This is a genomic window from Marimonas lutisalis (genome assembly GCF_005434965.1).
GTDB lineage: Bacteria > Pseudomonadota > Alphaproteobacteria > Rhodobacterales > Rhodobacteraceae > Marimonas_A > Marimonas_A lutisalis.
This window is the reverse complement of sequence record NZ_SKCI01000003.1, coordinates 1-21,015: the sequence shown is the minus strand read 5'-3', so window position 1 is coordinate 21,015 and position 21,015 is coordinate 1. Positions and strand designations below refer to the sequence as shown.

21 protein-coding genes are annotated in these 21,015 nt (G+C 65.9%); 17 read left to right on the top strand and 4 right to left on the bottom strand.

All coding sequences use genetic code 11. The features are described from left to right. Positions 1–74: 74 nt before the first annotated feature. From E0501_RS13235 to E0501_RS13205, 7 genes are read left to right on the top strand one after another with little or no spacing between them, the layout of a single operon-like run. Positions 75–2,261: a NosR/NirI family protein gene (locus tag E0501_RS13235; protein ID WP_137701874.1), complete on the top strand. Its 2,187-nt coding sequence runs from the start codon at positions 75–77 to the stop codon at positions 2,259–2,261. Then, on the top strand, positions 2,254–4,197 hold the full coding sequence (gene nosZ / locus E0501_RS13230; protein WP_137701873.1) for a TAT-dependent nitrous-oxide reductase: 1,944 nt from the start codon (positions 2,254–2,256) through the stop codon (positions 4,195–4,197). Before E0501_RS13235 ends, nosZ begins: the two co-directional genes overlap by 8 nt. 2 nt (positions 4,198–4,199) lie before the next feature. After that, positions 4,200–5,537 carry a nitrous oxide reductase family maturation protein NosD gene (locus tag E0501_RS13225; protein WP_137701872.1) on the top strand — a complete coding sequence of 446 codons (1,338 nt, stop codon included), beginning with the start codon at positions 4,200–4,202 and terminating at the stop codon, positions 5,535–5,537. Further along, positions 5,512–6,399 carry an ABC transporter ATP-binding protein gene (locus E0501_RS13220; RefSeq protein ID WP_137701871.1) on the top strand — a complete coding sequence of 296 codons (888 nt, stop codon included), beginning with the start codon at positions 5,512–5,514 and terminating at the stop codon, positions 6,397–6,399. Before E0501_RS13225 ends, E0501_RS13220 begins: the two co-directional genes overlap by 26 nt. After that, entirely contained in the window at positions 6,396–7,217 is an 822-nt protein-coding gene (locus tag E0501_RS13215; RefSeq protein ID WP_137701870.1) for an ABC transporter permease, read from the top strand. The genes E0501_RS13220 and E0501_RS13215 overlap by 4 nt, the downstream gene beginning before the upstream one ends. Further along, positions 7,214–7,762 (top strand): nitrous oxide reductase accessory protein NosL, encoded by a 549-nt coding sequence (locus E0501_RS13210; RefSeq protein WP_137701869.1) that lies wholly within the window; start codon positions 7,214–7,216, stop codon positions 7,760–7,762. The genes E0501_RS13215 and E0501_RS13210 overlap by 4 nt, the downstream gene beginning before the upstream one ends. A 9-nt stretch (positions 7,763–7,771) precedes the next feature. After that, the gene (locus E0501_RS13205; protein WP_137701868.1) at positions 7,772–8,668 is read left to right on the top strand and encodes an FAD:protein FMN transferase; all 897 of its coding nucleotides are present in this window, start codon (positions 7,772–7,774) and stop codon (positions 8,666–8,668) included. Positions 8,669–8,726: 58 nt separating this feature from the next. Here E0501_RS13205 and E0501_RS13200 read toward each other — a convergent pair whose 3' ends face one another. From E0501_RS13200 to E0501_RS13190, 3 genes are read right to left on the bottom strand one after another with little or no spacing between them, the layout of a single operon-like run. Beyond that, complete coding sequence (locus E0501_RS13200; protein ID WP_137701867.1) at positions 8,727–11,828, bottom strand: efflux RND transporter permease subunit; 3,102 nt, start codon at positions 11,826–11,828, stop codon at positions 8,727–8,729. Continuing rightward, positions 11,825–13,123, bottom strand: coding sequence for an efflux RND transporter periplasmic adaptor subunit (locus E0501_RS13195; RefSeq protein ID WP_137701866.1), 1,299 nt, complete (start codon positions 13,121–13,123; stop codon positions 11,825–11,827). Before E0501_RS13195 ends, E0501_RS13200 begins: the two co-directional genes overlap by 4 nt. 4 nt (positions 13,124–13,127) lie before the next feature. Then, entirely contained in the window at positions 13,128–13,625 is a 498-nt protein-coding gene (locus E0501_RS13190; RefSeq protein WP_137701865.1) for a cytochrome b, read from the bottom strand. 138 nt (positions 13,626–13,763) lie between these two features. Between E0501_RS13190 and E0501_RS13185 the strand changes: the two genes are divergently transcribed. After that, positions 13,764–14,336, top strand: coding sequence for a TetR/AcrR family transcriptional regulator (locus E0501_RS13185; RefSeq protein WP_235857853.1), 573 nt, complete (start codon positions 13,764–13,766; stop codon positions 14,334–14,336). Continuing rightward, complete coding sequence (locus tag E0501_RS13180) at positions 14,329–14,706, top strand: hypothetical protein (RefSeq protein WP_137701863.1); 378 nt, start codon at positions 14,329–14,331, stop codon at positions 14,704–14,706. The genes E0501_RS13185 and E0501_RS13180 overlap by 8 nt, the downstream gene beginning before the upstream one ends. Here the strand turns inward: E0501_RS13180 and E0501_RS13175 are convergent. After that, positions 14,685–15,098, bottom strand: a complete 414-nt coding sequence (locus tag E0501_RS13175) for an RrF2 family transcriptional regulator (protein ID WP_137701862.1) — start codon at positions 15,096–15,098, stop codon at positions 14,685–14,687. The two genes, E0501_RS13180 and E0501_RS13175, sit on opposite strands and share 22 nt — an antisense overlap. 118 nt (positions 15,099–15,216) lie before the next feature. On the opposite strand from E0501_RS13175, the gene E0501_RS13170 reads away from it, so the two are divergent. Genes E0501_RS13170 through E0501_RS13135 form a run of 8 tightly spaced genes read left to right on the top strand, consistent with a single transcriptional unit; the run spans position 15,217 to position 20,839 of the window. Beyond that, positions 15,217–15,699 carry a hemerythrin domain-containing protein gene (locus E0501_RS13170; RefSeq protein WP_235857852.1) on the top strand — a complete coding sequence of 161 codons (483 nt, stop codon included), beginning with the start codon at positions 15,217–15,219 and terminating at the stop codon, positions 15,697–15,699. A gap of 7 nt (positions 15,700–15,706) precedes the next feature. Beyond that, positions 15,707–16,240, top strand: coding sequence for a DUF2478 domain-containing protein (locus E0501_RS13165; protein WP_137701860.1), 534 nt, complete (start codon positions 15,707–15,709; stop codon positions 16,238–16,240). Further along, a complete protein-coding gene (locus E0501_RS13160) occupies positions 16,237–16,923 on the top strand; it encodes a 5-formyltetrahydrofolate cyclo-ligase (RefSeq protein WP_235857851.1) in 687 nt (228 codons plus the stop codon). Before E0501_RS13165 ends, E0501_RS13160 begins: the two co-directional genes overlap by 4 nt. Further along, positions 16,920–17,447 carry a ubiquinone anaerobic biosynthesis accessory factor UbiT gene (gene ubiT, locus E0501_RS13155; protein ID WP_137701859.1) on the top strand — a complete coding sequence of 176 codons (528 nt, stop codon included), beginning with the start codon at positions 16,920–16,922 and terminating at the stop codon, positions 17,445–17,447. The genes E0501_RS13160 and ubiT overlap by 4 nt, the downstream gene beginning before the upstream one ends. Next, entirely contained in the window at positions 17,444–18,442 is a 999-nt protein-coding gene (ubiU, locus tag E0501_RS13150; RefSeq protein WP_137701858.1) for a ubiquinone anaerobic biosynthesis protein UbiU, read from the top strand. The genes ubiT and ubiU overlap by 4 nt, the downstream gene beginning before the upstream one ends. 5 nt (positions 18,443–18,447) lie before the next feature. Further along, positions 18,448–19,359, top strand: coding sequence for a ubiquinone anaerobic biosynthesis protein UbiV (ubiV, locus tag E0501_RS13145; protein ID WP_235857850.1), 912 nt, complete (start codon positions 18,448–18,450; stop codon positions 19,357–19,359). Positions 19,360–19,379: 20 nt separating this feature from the next. Beyond that, on the top strand, positions 19,380–20,135 hold the full coding sequence (locus tag E0501_RS13140; RefSeq protein ID WP_137701856.1) for an NnrS family protein: 756 nt from the start codon (positions 19,380–19,382) through the stop codon (positions 20,133–20,135). Continuing rightward, positions 20,132–20,839: an IS6 family transposase gene (locus E0501_RS13135; protein WP_137701855.1), complete on the top strand. Its 708-nt coding sequence runs from the start codon at positions 20,132–20,134 to the stop codon at positions 20,837–20,839. The genes E0501_RS13140 and E0501_RS13135 overlap by 4 nt, the downstream gene beginning before the upstream one ends. Positions 20,840–21,015 lie beyond the last annotated feature (176 nt).

Sequence of the window (21,015 nt, the reverse complement as noted above, 5' to 3'; positions counted from 1 at the left end):
AAATCGACAAACCGCGCCCTTGAACGCGGGCGCTTGCCGGTCCCGCGCGGCCCCCCGACCGAGAAAGAAACCTGATGTTGCTGTTCCGAAGCCTCCTTCGTATCCTCTTTCTGCTTGCCGCAGTGGCGGCGCCCGCATACGCGCAGAGCCCGGTGCTCGGCCATTTCCTGGGCGAAGTATCCCCTTCCGAGCTTATCGAAGGCGCTGACGCCTTCGGACCGATCCGTGACGACCTACCGGTCGTCCCCGTTCAGAGCGGCGCCGAAACCGTGGGCTGGGCTTTCGTCACGTCGGATTTTGTCGGCACGACCGGCTATTCCGGCAAACCCATCCACGTGATGGTCGCCATCGGACAAGATGCCGTGCTGCGCGCGGTCCGCCTGGTCAAACATTCCGAACCCATCGTCCTGATCGGCATCCCCGAGGCCAAGGTGCAAGCGCTGACTGCCTCTTACGCCGGTCTGGACATAGCGGCCGAAGCGGTGGCCGGTGGTGTTGCGCATGATCTCAACATCATTTCCGGCGCGACGGTCACCATCATGGTCATCGACGACTCGGTCGTCCGGTCCTCGATCCGGGTGGCGCGCGTCCTCGGTCTGGGTGGGCTCGCCCCTGAAACCGCGCCCCAAGGGCCGAAATACGCGATCGACGCCGAGGCGACTGCGGCAGGGGACTGGCAGACGCTGGTCGGGGACGGCACGGTCCGGCGCCTATCGCTGGATGTCGGACAGGTGAACCGCGCATTCGAGCAGGTTGAAGACCCGCGCGCGGCGGCGCGGCCCATTGCCGGCGCGGAAGACGACACGTTCATCGATCTTTACGCCACGCTTGTCTCGATCCCGGGGATCACCGACGCGCTGCTTGAGCAGGCCGAGGGCCAGAACCTGCGCGACTGGCTGGCCGAGGGAGAGCATGCTCTGCTGGTCGCTGGTCGTGGGCAGTATTCCTTCAAGGGTTCAGGCTATGTCCGTGGTGGTATCTTCGACCGCATCCAGCTGATCCAGGGCGATATCTCGGTGCGCTTCCGCGACCGCGACCACCGCCGGGTGGGCGCCATCGCGTCGGACGGAGTGCCGACCCTGTCCGAGATGGACCTGTTCCGAATTCCGGCCGGCATCGACTTCGATCCGACCGAGCCATTCCGCCTGCAACTTCTGGTCCAGCGCGATGTGGGCGCCATCGAGCGTGTCTATACCACCTTCGAGATGGGCTGGCAGCCACCCGCCGACTTCCTGGAACCGATCACACCCGAACCCGCGCCCGCCGCAGCGATCGCGCCCGAGCCAGACGAGGCCGCTGCCAAGACGGCGCTCTGGCAGCGCATCTGGCGCGACAAGACGGTGGAGATCGCCGTTCTGGCGGTGATGCTCACAGTTCTGACGGTCGTGTTCTTCTTCCAAGATCTCGTCACGCGCTCGGCCCGCGCCACACTCTGGTTCCGCATGGGCTTTCTGACGGTCACGCTGGTTTTCCTCGGCTGGTATGCCAATGCGCAACTGTCGGTCGTGAACCTGATGGCGCTGGCCAATTCGCTCGCGAACGACTTCACATGGGAAGCGTTCCTGCTGGACCCGCTGACCTTCATCCTGTGGTTCTCGGTCGCTGCCGCACTGATCTTCTGGGGGCGCGGCGCCTATTGCGGCTGGCTCTGCCCGTTCGGCGCGCTCCAAGAGCTCTCGAACCGCATCGCGAAAATCTTCAAGGTGCCGCAATGGGAGCTGCCCTGGGGTCTTCATGAACGCCTGTGGGCAGTGAAGTACATCCTATTTCTGGGCCTGTTCGGCGTCTCCCTCGCCTCCATCGAACAGGCCGAGCATCTGGCCGAGGTCGAGCCGTTCAAGACGGCGATCGTGCTGAAGTTCGACCGCGCCTGGCCCTTCGTGCTCTATGCCGGTGTCCTGCTATTCATCGGGCTCTTCGTCGAGCGGTTCTACTGCCGCTATCTCTGCCCGCTGGGCGCAGCCCTCGCAATTCCGGCCCGGATCCGGATGTTCGACTGGCTCAAACGCTACCGCGAATGCGGCAATCCCTGCCAGACCTGCGCCAACGACTGCATGGTGCAAGCGATCCACCCAACCGGTGAGATCAACCCGAACGAATGCCTGAACTGCCTGAACTGCCAGGTGCTCTACCGGTCGAAATCGAAATGCCCTGTCGTCCAGCGCCGCGAGAAACGCCGAGCGAACGCCTCGGTGAGCGCCGAGGTGCTCGACAGGGTTCTGACCAATCACCCCAACAGAAAGGAGACTCAAAATGTCTGACAAGATGGGGAAAAGCGGCATCAGCCGGCGCGGACTTCTGGGCGCGACGGCCGGAGGGGCCGCACTCGGAACGCTGGGCGTATCCGGCAGTGCCATGTTGGGCGGCGCTACGGGCGCGGCCTTACTGGGATCGGCCACGCCGACCCGGGCCGCAACCGGGACCGGCCATGTCGCGCCGGGCGAGCTGGACGAGTACTACGGCTTCTGGTCGTCTGGCCAGACCGGCGAGATGCGTATCCTCGGCGTGCCCTCGATGCGCGAGTTGATGCGCGTGCCGGTGTTCAACATCTGCTCGGCCACCGGGTGGGGGATCACGAACGAATCGAAGAAGATCCTGACCGAGGGTCTGACCCAGAAGACCAAGGACTACCTCGCCGCAAACGGCTTGGAATTCCCGCGCAATGGCGACCTGCACCACGTCCACATGTCCTTCACCGAGGGCAAGTACGATGGCCGCTTCCTGTTCATGAACGACAAGGCCAACACGCGCGTCGCCCGGGTGCGCTGCGACGTTATGAAATGCGACAAGATCATCGAGATTCCGAACGCCAAGGGCATTCATGGTCTGCGTCCGCAAAAGTGGCCGCGCACCAACTACGTCTTTGCCAACGGCGAGGACGAAGCACCCATGGTCAACGACGGCATGATCCTCGACGATCCGTCGAAATACGTGAACTTCTACACCGCGATCAATGCCGACGAGATGACCGTCGCATGGCAGGTGATGGTGACGGGCAACCTCGACAACACCGACGCCGACTACGAGGGCAAGTACGCTTTTTCCACCTCGTACAACTCAGAAATGGGCATGAACCTTGCCGACATGACGGCAGCGGATATGGACCATGTCGTGGTCTATAACATCGCCGAGATCGAAAAGGGCATTGCTGCGGGTGACTACATCGAGCTCAACGGCGTTAAGGTGATCGACGGGCGCAAGGGGTCTGAAAAGAACTACGTTCGCTACATTCCGATCCCGAACAACCCGCACGGCTGCAACATGGCACCAGACAAGGTGCACCTGTGCATCGCCGGAAAGCTTTCGCCTACGGTCAGCGTGATCGACGTGCGCAAGCTGGACGCGGTGTTCTACGAAGGGGCCGAGCCGCGGTCTGCCGTAGTGGCAGAACCGGAACTGGGTCTCGGTCCGCTTCACACCTGCTTTGACGGTCAGGGCAATGCCTTCACGACGCTCTTCCTCGATAGCCAGGTGGTTAAATGGAACATCGAGAAGGCAGTGCAGGCCTATGCCGGCGAAAATGTCGATCCGATCATTTCCAAGACCGATGTGCACTATCAGCCCGGGCACAACTCGACGGCTGAAGGCGAAACTCTTGATGCGTCGGGCAAATACTATTTGTCGATGAACAAGTTCTCGAAGGACAGATTCCTGAACGTGGGCCCATTGAAGCCCGAGAACGAGCAGCTTTTTGTCATTGACGGTGACAACCTGACATTGGTGCACGATGGTCCGACTTTCGCTGAACCGCACGATTCGATCCTTGTGCACCGCTCCAAAGTCAATCCATTGCATGCATGGAACCGTGACGACCCGATGTGGGAAGACGCGCGCCAGCAGGCCGCGGCGGATGGCGTTGACCTCGACTGGGGCCATGACGAGATCATCCGCGACGGCAACAAGGTGCGGGTCTACATGCATTCGGTTGCGCCGCAATTCAGTCTGGAGAAGTTCACAGTCAAGCAGGGCGACGAGGTGACCGTCTATGTCACCAACATGGACGACATCGACGACCTGACACACGGCTTCACCATGGGCAACCACGGCGTCGCGATGGAGGTCGGGCCGCAGCAGACTGCCTCGGTGACCTTCACAGCGGCGCAGCCGGGTGTCTACTGGTACTACTGCCAGTGGTTCTGCCACGCGCTACACATGGAGATGCGCGGTCGGATGTTCGTCGAACCGCAGGGCGCGTGACGATGTCGCGCATCCGGTACATCCTTGCCGCAGCCCTGATCGTCTTGGCGTCGCAGGTCCCAGCGGAGATGCGGGAGGTCCTGCCCGCGCCGGGTGCGCTTGTCTCCGCCGTCGCCGGGGCTGGCCCCGGCGACGTGCTGTTACTGATGCCGGGCCTGCACGAGGGTCCGGTATCCATAGATATTCCGCTGACCCTTGAAGGCCACGACGGCGCCATCCTCGAAGGCAACGGAACGGGCAGCGTCGTTTCCGTAAGCGGCGACGGCGCGGTGGTTCGCAACCTGACGATCCGTGGTTCGGGCAATGACGGCGCAGAAATCGATTCAGGAGTAAAGCTCGAACGGACGGCCACGAACGCGCTTGTCGAAAACAACCGCCTGATTGGCAACCTGCACGGCATTACCGTGCATGGCGCGCGCGACAGTATCGTGCGCGGAAACCGGATCGAAGGCCGCCGCGATCGGCGGGTGAATGACCGGGGCAATGGGATCTACGTCTGGAACGCGCCTGGAACGATTGTTGAGGCCAATGACGTGATCTGGGGCCGGGACGGAATTTTCGCCAATGCCTCGAAAGACAACACCTTTCGCAGCAACACCTTCCGCGACCTGCGCTTTGCCGTGCACTACATGTACACCAACAACTCTCAGGTCATCGGTAACATCTCCCTGGGTAACACGCTTGGCTTTGCGCTGATGTTCTCGAACCGGATCGAGGTGCGCGACAACCTCTCGCTGGGCGACCGCACGCATGGGATCATGCTGAACTACGCCAACAACGCGCAGGTTACCGGCAACCTGGTACGCGGCGGCACGCATGAAAAGTGCACCTTCATCTACAACGCGCACAAGAACCGGATCGAGGGCAACCGCTTCGAGGGATGCGAGATCGGCATTCACTTCACCGCCGGGTCCGAGCGCAACCAGATCACTGGCAATGCCTTCGTCGGCAACCGCCACCAGGTGAAATACGTAGGAACCCGACACATGGAGTGGAGCGCGGAAGGCCGCGGCAATTTCTGGTCGGACCACCCGGCCTTCGATCTGGACGGTGACGGGATCGCGGACGGTGCCTTCCGGCCGAACGACCTGATGGACCACATCCTGTGGTCGCAGCCTTCGGCCAAGCTGCTGCTGGGCTCGCCCGCCGTGCAACTGGTGCGCTGGAGCCAGTCGGCCTTTCCGGCGACCCTGCCGGGCGGCGTGCTGGACAGCGCGCCGCTGATGACGGCGCCCGAGATCGCGGTGCCGGCCGACATCGCGGCGCTGGAGGCCGATGCGCTGGCCCGCGCCGGAGACATTGAGGAGATGAGCGATGCTGACCTGCTCTCGGGTCACTAGGACTTTTGGCGCCGTCGAGGCGCTGCGGGATGTCAGCCTTGCGGTGGCCGAAGGCGAGCGCGTTGCGCTGCTGGGTCACAACGGGGCGGGCAAGTCGACCCTGATGAAGACCATCCTTGGCCTGATCCCGGCAACCTCGGGCGAGATCCGCGTGGCGGGCGCCGCGCCCGGCGACCGCGCCGCGCGCGAGGCCACGGCCTATCTGCCGGAAAACGCGGCCTTTCACCCGGCCCTGACCGGGCGCGAGCAGATCGCGCTGTACCTGCGGCTGCGCGGCGAACCGGCCTCGAAAGCCGGCGCCCTGCTGGAACGGGTCGGGCTGGAGCAGGCCGCCGACCGCCGGATCGGCACCTATTCCAAGGGGATGCGGCAGCGCGTCGGGCTGGCGCAGGCGCTCATCGGACGGCCGCGGCTGATGGTGCTGGACGAACCGACCAGCGGCCTCGACCCGGTGTCGCGGCGCGAATTCTACGCCATCCTCGCCGACCTGGCGCGGGACGGCACGGCGATCCTGCTGTCCTCGCATGCCCTGACCGAGGTCGAGGCGCGCACCGACCGCATCGCCATCCTGTCGAAGGGGCGGCTCGTCGCCAACGACACCCTGGCCAACCTGCGCCGCGAGGCCGGTCTGCCGATCCAAATCCAGGTGGCCGCCCGGCCCGATACGGTGGGCGACGTGGCTCGGCGACTGGATGGCACCCGCGTCAACGGCGTGCGGGTCGACCTGACCTGCGCGCACGGCGAAAAGCTGTCCCGCCTCGGACAGATCGCCCGTCTCGGCGGCATGATCGAGGACGTCGAGGTGATCCCGCCGAGCCTCGAAGACCTGTACACCCATTTCAGCCGGAGGGCAGATCAATGACCCGTGTGATGGCTGGGGCCGGATCCGAGATACGCATCGCGATGCGCAACCGCTGGGTCGCGATCGCGGTCGCAATGATGGCGCTCTTTGCGCTTGTCCTGTCGGCTGCGGGCAGCGCACCAACCGGGCAGATCGGCGCCGACAAGCTGTCGGTCACAGTTGCCAGCCTCACCTCTCTTGCCGTGTATCTCGTTCCGCTTCTCGCGCTGCTGATCTCCTTCGACGCGGTGGCGGGCGAGATCGAGCGCGGCACCTTGCCGCTGATCCTGACCTATCCCGTCAGCCGGGGCGAGATCCTTGCGGGCAAATTCCTCGCGCATCTGGCGGTTCTGGGCATCGCCCTTCTGACCGGCTACGGCGTGGCCGCATTGGCGGCCTTCGCTTTCGATCCCGGGGCGGCGGCAGGCATGCACGCGCTTGTGCGGCTGCTGCTGTCCTCCCTGTTGCTGGGCGCAGCTTTCCTCGGGGCGGGATATGCCGTCTCGGCGGTGTCGCGACGCCCGGGCGCGGCCGCCGGCGCAGCCATCGGGCTTTGGCTGGTCTTCGTGGTGCTGTACGATCTCGGATTGCTGGCTGCCGTGATCGCCGATGGAGGCGGGCCCTTCACCACGCGGGTTTTTCCGTGGCTTCTGCTGGCCAACCCGGCGGATGCCTTTCGGCTTTACAACCTCGCCGCCTCCGAGGCGGCGGGCGCGGCGGCGGGCGTCGCAGGCGCGGCGCAGACCATTCCGCCGGCCTTGGCGCTGTCCTCGCTGCTGGTCTGGGCGGCGGGCGGTTTTGCCCTTGCCCTGCTCGCCTTCCGGAGGGTGCGACCATGACCCGCCTCATCGCTCTCGCGCTTGTCGCTCTCGTGCTGTCGGGCTGCAAGGAAGAGGTGGCCGAACGGCCGTTGCCCGTCACCATGACCGCCGAGGCGGTGGGCCATTACTGCCAGATGGACCTGCTGGAACATCCCGGCCCCAAGGCGCAGGTCCATCTGGCGGGTCTGCCCGATCCGCTGTTCTTCAGCCAGGTGCGCGACGCGATCGCCTACCAGCGGATGCCCGAGCAAAGCCACGCCATCGCCATGATCTATGTCAGCGACATGGGCGCTGCCCCCAGCTGGGAGGCGCCCGGCACCGACAACTGGATCGCCGCCGAGACTGCCGTTTACGTCGTTGGCGCCACCGTCGCGGGCGGCATGGGGGCGCCCGAGCTTGTTCCCTTCGCCGATCGCGCCGCCGCCGAGGATTTTGTCGTCCGCAACGGAGGCGAGATCCTGTCGCTGCTCTCGGTGCCGGACGAGAAGGTGTTGGCCCCGGTCGAGTTTGCGCTCGACGAGGAGGGCAATTTCATCCCGCCCGAGGGGGCGGCCATCGACTAGGAGACCACCATGCCGAGCCTTTCCCGCCGCCGTTTCATCGCGATCTCTGCCGCCGCCGCGCTGGCGGGCCCCGCCGCGGCGGCACCGAAGCGGTACTGGAGCGGTACTGCGCTTGGAGCGCGGGCATCGATCACGCTGGACCACCCGGATGCTGCCAAGATCGTGACTGCCGTTTTGCAGGAAATCGACCGCCTCGAGGATGTATTCAGCCTCTATCGGCCGGGCTCGGCCCTGTCGCGGCTGAACCGCGACGGGTCGCTGGATGTGCCGCCGTTCGAGCTTGTCGAATGCCTTGGCATCGCCGATGCCGTGCATGACGCGACAAACGGTGCCTTCGACCCGACGATTCAGCCGCTCTGGGCGACCTATGCCGAGGCATATGCCGCGGGCGGCACGGTGACGGGCCCGATGCTGGAGGAAGCGCGATCGCGCGTCGGCTGGTCACTACTGAGAGTCGCCCCGTCGCGGATCGCCTTCGCACGGTCGGGCATGGCCCTCACGCTGAACGGCATCGCGCAGGGCTATGTCGCAGATCGTGTAGCGCGGATGCTGGAGGCGCAGGGCCTCGACCGGATCCTGATCGACACGGGAGAGGTGCGCGCCTTGGGGGGCATGCCGTCTGGTGCACCCTGGTCGGTGTCGCTGCCGGATGGCAGGGCGTTTAGGTTCCGTGACCGCGCGCTGGCGACATCGGCACCGCTTGGCACGTCCTTCGACGCGGCTGAAACCATCGGCCACATCCTCGACCCCCGGACCGGACTACCCGCCCCGGCAACGGCACGCACCGTATCGGTCACCGCACCCACGGCTGCCTTGGCCGACGCCCTTTCGACCGGACTTTGCCTGCTCGCCGACGCAGAGGCGAAAGAGGCCATTGGAAGGCTGCAGGACTGCCGCCTGGTTTGACGCAGCGCCTGGGACTGCGCCGCAAGGCGGCAGGCCGCTCGCGACCGTCGATTCCGGGTCAGGGGCCCTCCCGTCCGCGACTGATCGCCGGATCAGCTGTTTTCGGTTCGCGAATATCCTCCAGCACTGCATAGAAGGCAGGCAGGATCACGAGGATCAGAACCGTGGCGGCGAGCAGCCCGAAGACGACCGAGATTACCAGCGGCTTGAGCGTCTGCGCCTGCGTCGAGGTTTCGAGGAGTAGCGGCGCCATTCCCATGATGGTGGTTGAAACTGACACGAAGATCGGTCGGAACCGGGACCGAACGGCTTCGCCCGCGGCGCGCGCGGCGGACAGACCCTCGGTGCGGCGGATCTTGATGACACCGACCAGCAGGATTGCGTTGTTCACCACGATCCCCGCGAGCGAGGCCGCCCCCACCAGCGAGGGCATGGAAATGATGTAGCCCATCAGGACATGGCCCCAGATGACGCCCAGGAACGCGAGCGGGATGGTGAGCATCACGATGAGTGGCTCGACATAGCTGCGGAACTGGAAGCTGAGGACGATGTAGATGCCCACCAGCCCGATCAGGAACCCGCGCAGGATCGAGGCGACGGTTTCCGCGGAATTCGCGGCCTGTCCGCCGATCTCGAAGCCAAGGGTCGCCGCCAGATCGGGCACAAAGCCCTCGGCCAGCCGTGCGGTGATCGCGTCGGCATTGCCGATCCGGCCGTCCACATCGGCCGCGACGGTCAGTGTGCGCAACCCGTTGCGCCGCGTGATGGTGCCCCAGCCGAGCGCTTCGTCGATGGTGACTATGCTGGACAGCGGCACGGTGCCGCCACCGGGCAAGGCGACTTCGAAAAGGCTCAGGTCGGCGCGGGTGGTGCGGTCCTCATCGGCCAGCCGCACCTCGATATCCCAGGCCAGATCGCCGCGCCGGATTTCCGCAAGTTGCGTGCCAAGGAAGGCTGCGCGGATCTGGCCGGCGACGTCCGTGGCGGTCAGTCCGAGGGCTTCGGCACCTGGCGCAAGTCTTAGCCGCAATTCGGGCGCGCCCGGGCGCAAATCGAGGATCGCGTTGCGCACACCGGCATAGGTCTCGAGTTCCGCCAACAAAGTGCGGCCTGCGGACTCAAGGGCGGCGAGGTCTGGGTGGGTCAAGCGCAATTCCACCGCGATGCCCTGCGGGCCGATCCCCGGCTCGGTCAGGATTAGAGAGTTCACACCGGGCAGGGGGCCGATTTCGTCACGCCAGAGCGTGACGATTTCGTCTAGCGTACTGGTGCGCGTCTCGGCACCCAGAAGGTCCACCGCGACGGTGGCGACATGGGCGCCGGTCTCGCCCGCCGACAGGTTGCGGCCCAGCCGCGTGATGCGGCGGATCACCAGCGGTTGTGCCTGGGGCTGATCGGGGGACAGGCGGGCGTTCACGCGCTCCAGCGCCGCCTCTACCTGGGCGACGGCCTCGGTCGTGCGCCCAAGCGGTGTGCCCGCGGGCAGCATCAGCCGCGCCTCCAGCACGTCGCCGTCGATCTCGGGCATCGCCTCGCGCTTGACCACGCCGCCGCCCAAGGCGCCGACGGTCACGATCAGCGCGCCGATGGCCAGCCCGACAACAAGCCAGCGCGCCTTGATCGCGGTGTCTGCCAGGCGGCCCACGCCACGTTCGCGCAGGGCATCGAAACCCGCCTCGAAGCGGATGCGAAAACGGGACGCGGTGGTGTCCTTCATCCCGCCTTTCAGGTGATGGGGCAGGATCAGGAAGGCCTCGATCAGCGAAGCGGCGAGTGCGGCCAGCAGGACCACCGGAAGAACCTCCAGCACCGCCCCCAGTTCGCCCGCCAGAAAGGCCAGGGGCAGGAACACGGCCAGCGTCGTCAGGAAGGACGAGATCACGCCCGGCGCCACGGCGGCGACGCCCGCCGCGACGGTTTCGACCGTGGCCCCCTTGGCCGAATGAACCGCGATGGAATCCGCGATCACGATGGAATCGTCCATCACGATCCCGATCGCCATCAGAAGCGCCACCAGCGTCATCATGTTAAGGCTGAGCCCTGTCAGTGCCATCCAGACGAAGGCGCCCGCAAAGGCCATGGGCAGGCCCATCGCTGCCCAGATCGCGAAGCCGGGACGGAAGAACAGGCTCATCACGGCGATGACGAGAACCAGCCCGATCACCCCGTTCTGAACCAGCATCACCAGCCGGTCGCGGATGATGGAGGTCACGTCCTGCACCACCTCCACCGTGATCGTGTCGGGCAGGCGGGCGGTTTCCTCGGCCACCAGCGCCGCGACGCCGTCGAGCACCCGCAGCGCGTCGGCATCGAGCGCCTTGGCGACATCGAGCACGATGGCGGGGATGCCATCGACAAAGGCGCGATCCTGTGGAGGCTCGAAACGTTCCTCGATCGCCGCCACATCGCCGAGCGTCAGGGTCGCGCCATTGGGCAACGCCAGAACGGGGATCGTGGCAAGCGTCCTGACCGTTTCGCGTTCTGCGGTGAAGCGGAGCGTCAGCTCCGCGCCGGGCCCCTCCAGCATGCCGGTGGGCAGGTCGATGTTCTGCGCGGCGATGGCAGCGGCCAGCGTGGCAGGTGTCAGGCCGTGACTGTCGAGCAAAGCGTTCGAGGAGGTGACGGAGAGTGTCCGGCTGCCGAGCCTCCCGCGCGTCACGCGGGCGACGCCGGGCAGGGCGGTCAGTCGGTCCGACAGGACGTCGGCATAAAGGTCCAACTCGCCCAGCGGCAGATCGCCCGAGATGGCGATCGATGTAACAGGATCCGAGCGGTGCAACTCGCGTACCACGGCGGGATCGGCGCGGTCGGGGAAGGTATCGATGGCCGAAACCTCGGTGCGCAGGGAATTGACGAAGCGCAGCGCGTCATTGCCCGGCGCCATGGTCGCCACGGCCCGCGCGCGGCCGCTCTGCGCGGTGCAGGTGAGGGTTTCCAGCCCCTCGACACCCTGCACTCCGTCCCAGAGCGGCGCGCAGATCGCGGCCTCCACATCCTCGGCGGCGGCACCCCGGTACGGCACCGTGATCTCGGCCTCGACAGCGCGGAAATCGGGGAAGGTCTCGCGCAGCAGGCCCGGTGCGGCAAAGGCACCGGCGGCAAGGAACAGAAGGAGCAGCAGATTGGCTGCCGTCGGGTGGCCGGTGAACCAGCGTATCATGGCTGGACCTCGACCGGGGTCAGGGCCATGCCGGGGATGGCCGGAGCGATATCGTCGATCACCACGCGGTCGCCCGGCGACAGGCCAGCGGCGATAACGACACGGCCATCCTGCGCGAAGGCGGCGGTGACGGGGCGCAATTCCAGCAGATCGCCGGGGCCGGCTATCCGCACCCTGCCCATGTGCAACGCCGCCTCGGGGATGGCGATGACGCCGGCGATGGAAGCGCCCGAAAAGGCAAGCTGCACCTGCATGTTGGGTACTAGCGGCAGGCGGCGGGGCGGGTCGGCGCCCTCATAGGGGTCGTCAACCCTGACCACGACCGGCACGGTGCGCGCACGGGCATCCAGCGTGCCCTCGATCCCGACAACACGGGCGCTCCAGATCTGCCTCGGGTCCGACAGAGGGCTAAGCGTCACTGCAATCCGCGTGGCGGGCATGTCGCGCATCATGTCGGCAAGGGTGATGCCCTCCGGTGCATCTCCCAGCAGCTGTCGAAAGCTGTCGATGGGCAGATGCGCCACGACCTCGGCCGCCGCGATCCCGTCGGCACGGATCACCACCTGACCGGGGGCGACGGTCTGAAACAGCTCAGCATTCACCTCGGTTACGCGCAGGTCGAACGGCGTCGTCAGGGTCGTGCGGTCGAGCGAGCGGCGCGCCCGGTCGATGGCGGCCTCGCTGCGCGCGACCTGTGCCGCGATCCGCGCCTCGCGGGAGGGGATCAGGGCGAGCGTGTTCTCCAGTTCCGCCACCGTGCGGCGGGCCAGAAGGGTCGCGCGCTCGGCCTCGTCGGCGCGCGATTGCGGAACGGCGCCTTGCGCGACGAGTGTGCGCGTGCGTTCCAGATCGGTCTCGGCCAGGGCCAGCCGGTTCTGTTCCAGCGAAAGGATGCGCCGTGTGTTGTCCGCCTCTGCCGTCAGCTGCACGCGCTCGGCCTCCAGCACCGCGAGGTCGGCCTGCGATTGCGCCAGCGCCAGCTCGTAGTCGGCGGGGTCGGTCCTCAGCACTTCCGCCCCCGCCGGGATCAGGCGACCGGGCTCAAGGTCCGGATGGCGCCAGATCACCTCGCCCTGCACCTCGGCCACGGCGACCCAGGTCTCCGCCGCGCGCAGGCTGCCCCAAGCGGTCGCGGCGGGCCGAATATCCTGCGCCGCGACCGTCATCACCCGAACGGGCAGCGCGGGCGCGTCGCCCCCGACCTGCGCGGGGCCGGGGGCAGACGCGATCATCCAGACCGCCGCGGCAATGCCGAGCGCGATGGGTGGCAGCGCCAGGAGCGGGGCGAGGCGCATGGGTTCAGCCCTGCGCCCGGCGCATCCGCGCCAGCGTGCCGTCGCGCAGGATGAACTGGTGGTAGAGCGCGCCAATCACATGCAGCGCAACCAGCGCCAGCAGGATGATCTTCATCACGTTATGCCCCTGCGCCGCGGCCTCGACCCCGCCGAACCACGCGACAGACCCGCTGAGTGGCATCAGGATCATCAGCGCGTAAAGCCCGACATGGGTGAGCTTCGCGAGAATGCCTTGCACCTTGCTGGCCTCGATCGCCGGGGGCACGCCGCGCCTGGCGCGCAGGGACAACCGCCACAGCGCGAAGATCATCACCAGCGCGCCGCCCGCCACATGGGCCAGCACGAGCGGGTCGAACCCAGCCTCCAGCCCATCGGTGATGCGGTCCCATGCGGCCGACATCGCGTCCTTGAAAAGATATTGCTGCGCGATCAGTGCGAAGATGAGCCAATGCAGCGCGATCTGAAGGCGGGAATAGCCGGTGGGGGCGGTCTTGGCGGGCATGGCGAGGATCCTTTCGGTCAGGGTGCGCGACTCGGGATAGAGGTTGCGGTTGTCATAACTATATGTTAGTGAGTTATAACTAACAAGAGGTGACACATGTCGGGCCGTCAAAGTGCTGAAGAGAGAAAGGCGCAAATCGTGGCCGAGGTTCTGCGACTGGCCGATGAGATCGGACCCGACCGGCTGAGCACCACGGATGTCGCGCGTGCCATCGGCGTCAGTCAGCCTGCGATCTTCCGGCATTTCCCCACCAAGGGCGCGCTCTGGCTGGCGGTGGCCGAGGATATCGCTGACCGGTTGCAGAGTTACTGGGCTGCGGCCGAGGCGGGCGCCACCGGGCCGCAGGCGCGCCTGAAAGCGCTGATCGGTGCGCAACTGACGGCCATTGCTGAAACGCCTGCCCTGCCGTCGATCCTGTTCTCGCGCGAGTTACAGGTGGAAAATCCAGTCCTGCGCGAGGTGTTTCGCAAGCTTCTAGGCGCGTTCCAGGGCCGTCTTGTCGCCGCGATCCGGGATCTTCAGGCGGCGGGTCACCTGCGCCGGAACGTCGGCCCGGAGGATGTCGCTATCCTGTTGACGTCGCTGGTGCAGGGCGTTGCGATCCGCTGGACGCTTGGCGCGCGGGGCTTTGCGCTCGTGCCTGAGGGGTTGCGGCTGTTTGACTTGCAGATGGAACTTCTACGCGCGAAGGAGGGCGCTTGCGATGCCTAGAACCAGTCTGACGCGCCGCATAGCGGGCGGTGTTGCGATTGCCTTTGGCGTGCTGACCGTTTTCTCTGGTGGCCGAACATTGCTCGGATCAGCCGACATGGGGGCAGTCGTACCCTTCGTGCTGTGGTTCAACACTCTAGCCGGGCTTGCCTATGTCGTCGCGGGTCTCGGCCTGTGGCAGGGGCGGCGATGGGCCTGGCCACTATCGTTCGCGATTTTCGCCGCAACGCTGTTGGTCTTCGCGGCGTTCGGTTTGCATGTGGCGCAGGGTGGAGCTTTCGAGATGCGCACCGTTTTCGCCATGACGCTGCGCAGTACGGTCTGGGGCTGGATCGCGTGGGTGGCGCGTCAGGCGTTTTCCGGTCGGTAAACGCAATCGGCCAAGGTACTGCGGTTGAGGTCGGCGACAAATGCCGCCTCGGCATGGACTAGCCGCGCTTTCAACCGACATTGCGGAGTCAGGGTGCAGCTGTTGGTGCCGGCGGCGAAGCATTCTACCAGAGCCTGATCAGCTTCGAGGGTCGCCACCACATCGCCCAGGCGGATGTCCTCGGGCGCGCGGGCCAGCATGGCGCCTCCCCCACCGCCGCGCCGGGTTTCCAGAAGACCTGCGGCGGCAAGCGCCGAGATCACCTTGGCCAGATGGTTGCGCGACACGCGGAATTCATCGGCCAGTTCCGCGGTGGTGAAGGCCCGGTCGGGTGCGCCCGCCATCCGCATCAACACGCGCAGGCCGTAATCGGTGAAAGAGGTGAGGCGCAAGGTCGCGCTCCTGATTTGGTAGTTGAAGTACGCATTCGCAAGAGGTATGCGTATTGCAAATACCAATTCGCTTCGGACCATGCAAGGACCGGGCGATTCGCCAGTGAAAGGGCTCGCGATGAACGACCTCCTTGAAACGGAAGTGCCGCAGGACACGGGTGCCCTGATTGATCATATCCTGACGCGCTACCACGAGATGCATCGGGAGGATCTCGCCTCGCTCATGCCGCTGGCCGACCGGGTCGAGCGGGTGCACGCGGACGATCCCGACGCGCCGACGGGGCTCGCCGCCGCCATCCGGACGCTCGCCGGCGAGATGGAGAATCACATGATAAAGGAGGAGATGATTTTGTTTCCGGCCTTGCGCGCAGGCGGCGGGCCGGGCATCGAGCACCCCATCGCAGTCATGCGCGCCGACCACGACGATCACGCCGAAAACATCGCGCTGATCCGGCGGCTCACCCGCGATCTGACGCCGCCCGAGCACGCCTGCGGCTCCTGGCGCTCGCTCTATGGCGGCCTGGCGGCGCTGTTCGACGACCTTGCTGCCCATATCGCGCTGGAGAACGATGTGCTGTTCCCGCGCTTTGAGCCCGCTTGAGGCTAAGATGCGGTTTGCGGGAGTGACAGTCGAGGAGCGCGGCGGGATGGATCGTCTTCTGGACGCGGTGGCTGACCGGCTGACGCGGGACGGCGTCCGGCTGGTGGGCGCGTTGCGCGCGGCCTCGCCCGATGCCGGATCGGGGTCGTGCGACTGCGATCTCTGGCTTCTGCCCAACGGGCCGCGCTGGCGCATCACGCAGGATCTCGGACCCGGCGCCACAGCCTGCCGGATGGATGCGGGCGCCTTCGAGGAGGCCGTCGGGTTGGCGATGTCGCGGCTTCTGTCCGGCCGGGCAGATCTCGTGATCCTCAACAAGTTTGGCCTGAGCGAGGCAGAGGGGCGCGGCTTCCGCGCGCTGATCTCCGAGGCGCTTGCCCGCGGCGTTCCTGTCCTGACGGGCCTCTCCGAAACCCACAGGGCCGCGTTCGACCGCTATGCCGATGGCATGGCGACGATCCTCGCACCGACCGAGGCTGCCGTCACGGACTGGTGCAACGCCGCCGTCGGAACCGTGGCCGAGGAGGGCGCGTCTCCATGAGTGGACAGGGAGCCTATGCCTCGCCCCCCTGCATGGCGGCGGAGGTGGACCCGACCTATTTCGATCCGCTTGGCACGGATGTGCAGCAGGCGCACGACGTGGCGCGCTGGCGTCGAGCCGAGCGGGCAAGGCTGGCCAGCCTGAGGGAGGGGTTGGGCCAGACAGGACGGGCGCAGGTGAGCAGTTCCATCTGCGGTCATCTCGGAACGGTCCTCGCCGCGCGCGTGACCCTCCGGGAGACCGTGCTCGCCGGCTACTGGCCGATCCGAGGAGAACCGGATCTGCGCCCGATCCTGTCCGATCTTCACGCGGCGGGCGTCTGTATCGCGCTGCCGGTGGTGGAGACCACCGCAGCGCCGTTCGTGTTCCGACGATGGATGCCGGGCATGCGCATGCTGCGCGGCCATTGGAACATCCCCGTTCCGCCGCCCGAGGCGGAGGTCCTGACGCCCGATATCGCGCTTGCGCCCTGCCTCGGCTGGGATGCAGGCTGTTATCGGCTCGGCTGGGGCGGCGGCTATTACGACCGGACACTGGCCGCGCTCTCGCCGCGGCCCGTCACCATCGGCATCGCGCTGGCGGCAGCCCGACTGACCACAATCTACCCGCAGCCCCATGACATTCCCCTCGACAGGATCGTGACCGAGACGGGCGTACCGGGGGAGCGAAAGGACCCATCATGATCCCGACGAGCGAACCAACTGCCCGGTTGCGGCCCGGCGAGGGCGCGATCGCACGGCTTGCCTGCCTTGTGCTGCAACCGGTCCTGACGCGCGTTGTCCGTCGGGTCGCGACGCGGCACCCGTCTCTCTTCGCGCGGCTCGGTCCGCACCAGGCTACCGACTTCCTGATCGACCCCGTGGAACTGCCCTTTGCGCTGCATCTGCGCCCCGACCCGCAGGCGCTCGTCTTCCGCGCCGTGCCGCGCGATACGGCGCCGCAGGCCGGGGCCACGATCCGCGGGCGGTTCCTGCTGCTTCTGGAACTGATCGACGCCGAGCAGGACGGCGACGCGGCCTTCTTCTCGCGCGATCTGGAAGTCAGCGGGGACACCGAGGCCGTCGTTCGTCTTAGGAATGCGCTCGACGACATGGACGGCTCGCTGGCCGAGGAGGCGTCGGCGATGTTCGGAGCTCCCGGACGGGCGGTTCTCGCACGGTTGCGGCGGGCCTATCCGGATGCCACCAAACCGCAGGAATACGCATGAGCCTTGCCGAACTGATCTGCCCCGCAGGCACCCCCGCCGCGCTGCGCACTGCCGTCGACGCGGGCGCCGATGCCGTTTATTGCGGCTTCCAGGATGCGACCAATGCGCGGAACTTCCCGGGGCTGAACTTCACCCCCGATGAACTGGCCGAGGCGGTGACCTATGCCCATGCGCGCGGCACCAAGGTGCTGCTGGCGCTGAATACCTATCCGCCTGCGGGCAAGGTCGATCTCTGGCGACATGCGGCGGACACCGGCGCGCGCTTGGGCGTTGATGCCTTCATCGTGGCCGACATGGGCGTGGCCGACTACATCGCCCGGACGTATCCGGGCATCCGGCTGCACCTGTCGGTACAGGCCGCGGCCTCATCGCCCGAGGCGACCCGCTACTATTGTGAGAACTTCGGTGTAAAGCGTGTGGTCCTGCCGCGCATCCTCACGATCCCCGAGATCCGCCAGCTCCGCCGCGAAATTCCCTGCGAGATCGAGACCTTTATCTTCGGCAATCACGGGCTGATGGTGGAAGGGCGGTGCAGCCTGACCAATTACCTGACGGGTCAATCCACGAACATGGACGGGGTGTGCTCGCCCGCCTCAGATGTGGAATATGTGCGCGACGCTGACGGGTCGATGTCCTCGCAGCTCGCGGGTTTCACCATCGACCGGTTCGGAGTCGATGAGAAGGCCGGCTATCCCACGATCTGCAAGGGCCGCTACGCCGCGCCCCATCGCCCCGAGGGCTACTACGCCTTCGAGGAACCGATCAGCCTGAATCTGTCGCGGCTCCTGCCCGAATTAATCGAGGCGGGCGTGCATGCTTTCAAGATCGAAGGGCGTCAGCGCTCGAAGAGCTATGTCCGCGGCGTTGTGCGTGCGTTCCGCGCAGCGGTGGATGACATCAAGGCCGGACGCGAGGCAAACATCGCCGACCTGATCGCCCTGACCGAGGGGCAGAAGCAGACCCAGGGCGCCTTCGAGACAAAGAAATGGCGGTGAATACCATGACGAAACTGACGCTCGGCCCGATCGCCTACCACTGGTCCGCGGATGCACGGCGTGACTTCTACGCCCGCATCGCGGATGAGGCGCCCGTCGACGAGGTTTATCTGGGCGAGGTGATTTGCTCCAAGCGCGCGCCCTTCCACGAGGCAGACCTGCCGGCCACGATCGAGCGGTTGGAGCGCGCAGGCAAGACCGTGATCCTGTCAACGCTGGCCGAGGTGATGCTGAAACGCGAGCGCAAGGCAACCGAGGATCTGGCCGCGATGGACACGCCCGAGATCGAGGTGAACAACGCCGCAGGGCTTTACGCGCGCGGTAAGCGTCCGCATCGGATCGGCCCCTTCATGAACGCCTACAACGACGCGACGATAGCCTGGATGGCCGGGCAGGGCGCGACCCATGTCTGCCTACCGGCCGAGATGCCGGCCCCGGCCATTGCAGCCGCGGCGCAGGCAGCAGTTGCGTTGGGCCTGGGTGTCGAGGTGCAGGTTTTCGGCCGCGCGTCTCTGGCTGTGTCAGCGCGGTGCTATCACGCCCGCGCGCACGGCCGCACCAAGGACAACTGCCAGTTCGTCTGTGAAGAAGACCCCGACGGCATGCCGCTCCGCACCCGCGACGACCGGCCGATCCTGCGGGTGAACGGCATCCAGACCCTGTCGGAAAGCTATGTCGACCTGCTCCCCGAAGCGGCCCATCTGATTGCCGATGGCGTCACGCACCTGCGGCTGATGCCACAGGCCGTGGACATGGTCGCGGTAGCGCAGGTGTTTCGTGATGCGCTCGATGGGCGCGTGCCGACAGGCGAGGCTGATGCTCGCCTTGCGACGCTGATTGGGCATGCGGGCCTGAGCAACGGTTTCTATCATGGCACGGCAGGCTACCGCCGCATTTCCGCCGCCGCGCCGGCCTGAGCGCGCAAGGGACGCCACAAATGACCTCGACCGCCGAACAGATGCGCGCCTGGACCGGACCCGCGATCCTGACCTACGGGTTCCGCCCGTTCTTTTTTGGCGCGGCGGTCTGGACCGTGCTCGCGATGGCGCTTTGGGTGCCGATGCTGTCAGGGCACCTGATGTTGCCCACAGCCTTCGACCCCGTGTCATGGCACGCGCACGAGTTCCTCTACGGTTATCTCGGCGCCGTTGTCGCGGGCTTTCTCCTGACAGCGGTGCCAAACTGGACGGGGCGCCTGCCAATCGTCGGCTGGCCGCTGGGCGGACTGGCGGCGCTGTGGCTCGTGGGGCGCGTGGCTGTGATCTTTTCGGCGGGGTTGCCGGGGCTGCTGGTGGCGGCGGTCGACCTTGCCTTCCCGGTCGTACTGGCCACGGTGATCGGGCGCGAAATCGTGGCGGGCCGGAACTGGCGCAATCTAATCGTGCTGGCGATGCTCGCGGTCTTTGCCCTCGGCAACGCGCTGTTTCACTGGGAGGCCGCGCAAGGCGAGTATGCCGCGCAAGGTTACGGCCTGCGACTAGGCCTGGGCGCGGGCGTGATGATGATCGCGGTCATCGGCGGCCGCATAGTGCCGTCCTTCACCCGTAACTGGCTGGTGAAACGGCGCAGCGCCGTACTGCCCGCAGCGCCGATGCAGCCCTTCGACAAGGGGGCGCTCGCGGCTCTTCTAGTGGTCATGTCAGAGGAACTTGGCTTGAGGCGGGCAGGGGGCTTGCGTAGCCTCTGGCTATGACCAAACGCTCTCCATTCAAGTACTTCAAAACCAGCCCCGAGATCATCCGCCTGGCAGTGATGCTCTATGTGCGTTTCCCGTTGTCACTCCGCAATGTCGAGGACCTGCTGCATGAGCGAGGCATCGACGTCAGCCACGAGACCATCCGGTTCTGGTGGAACCGGTTTGGCCCGATGTTTGCATCTGAGATCCGTCGGCGGCGTGTGCAGCAGCTGCGTGCATTCTCGCCATGGCAATGGCATGTCGACGAGGTTTTCGTGAAGATCAACGGTGAGCGGCACTATCTTTGGCGGGCCGTCGATCACGAAGGCGAGGTCCTGGAGAGCGTTGTCACGAAGCGAAGAAACAAACGCGCCGCATTGAAAATGCTGAGAAAATTGATGCGGCGATATGGTCAGCCAGAAGTGCTGGTCACCGATCGGTTTGCTTCATACCAAGCGGCTTTGCGCGACTTGGGTTGCGATCATCTCCAATCCTGTGGCCGCTGGCTGAACAACCGCGTTGAGAACTCGCACTTACCATTCCGACGACGAGAAAGGGCAATGCAGCGCTTTCGGAGAATGAGAAGTTTGCAGAAATTCGTGTCCGTTCACGCCTCCGTCTTCAACCACTTCAACCAGGGCCGCAGCCTCTCAAGCCGAGATCATTTCAAACAGAATAGAACCGCTGCTCTGGCCGAGTGGCGCGGTCTCTGCGCGGCATAATGGACAGCGCTACTGTCCTTGCAGAGACGAGTTCGAATTCGTCTGACAGCACCGTTTGTTTTCCTCGGTCATGGGGGGCGGAAGGCCGTTCCTCGGTACCGGGAAGAGCCCGAACGGTTCGGGCATGAGACCAGTGATGCGTGGTCTTCGCGGGTAGTCCAGTTGTTTTCGAGCGG